This window comes from Aerococcus sp. L_32, from assembly GCF_050689315.1.
Map to the genome: position 1 here is coordinate 1 of NZ_JBOEQF010000613.1, position 1,023 is coordinate 1,023.

The 1,023-nt window shown below is 38.7% G+C and carries 1 protein-coding gene and 1 pseudogene; both read right to left on the reverse strand.

Annotation, left to right across the window (positions count from 1 at the left end; translation table 11 throughout):
- Nucleotides 1-276: hypothetical protein (locus tag ACRCJ0_RS15150; protein WP_431391036.1), on the reverse strand; the 276-nt coding region annotated here is incomplete at its 3' end.
- Between the two features lie 488 nt (nt 277-764).
- A pseudogene (locus ACRCJ0_RS15155) lies at nt 765-1,023 on the reverse strand (3'-5' exonuclease); the annotation flags it as partial.

Here is a 1,023-nt window from a genome sequence, read left to right on the forward strand (position 1 = left end):
CAGTAAATTCATCTGCCTAGCGTGACCACTGACCCCAAATGACACGAAGGGGATGTCTATACTTTGTAAATAAGCAATCCTTTGGCTATAAGCTGGCATATATTCTCCAATTGGTTCTCCTCTTGTATGCAGATAAATCGCTGGTTTTAAGGTTGCCAAGATTGACATATTTTCAAAAGCATTTTGTAAAAGATACAATTCTAGGTCTTTTTTAAGTGATTTTAGGTTGATATAGTCCAGTTTATTTTCCAGACTAGAACCCACATCATTTGACATATCCTCGAACAATATCAGAAAATCCGCATCCGGGTAAAAGGCATGGTAGACCTTAGGATAAGCTGGTTCAAATTGATTGATAGCCCGTTCTCACTGATCGACTTTTTCAGGATGGTAGCCCGTCAAACGAAAGTCGACCGTATGGACAAATTTGGCTTCAGGCGTTTGGATAAAAATGCTCGCAATACCTTTAATCTCGTGGTCTGACTATTGGAAAAACTTGGATATCCCCAATCGTCACTATTTACCCGTAGTCGCTCCATGTAACTTGGCTACTGGTGCCACTTCATCGCCTAACTCAATCAAGGCATCATAAAGTACATTTTCTTCGCAGTAGTACAGAATATCACGCCCATGTTAATTTCTGTAGAATTGGGATATTGTTTGCGTAAATTCGAAATTTACAGGAAATTTATGCAAAAAAAAAAGAAACCAAGTCTTTACCTGATTGCTTGCAGGTAAAGACTTGGTTCTCTTATTATAATGCTTTATTCAAAAAATGGTAGGTCATCATTTGACCCTTGGAAATCTAGGGTAATTTCCTCGTTTTCTGTCTCTTGATTTTGATTTTCTTCGCTAGCAACTTGCCCTTTAGGTTTATAGAAAGCCCGGTTGTCCATACCGAAAATGCGGGCTGAAAATTCGCCAGGTTCTGTATGGTCCAATGCAGTTGTCATCATTTGAATAGAAGCATCTAAGTTGTCTAAATGATGTAGGATTTCAGCTTCTAATAAATGCGGTGACACT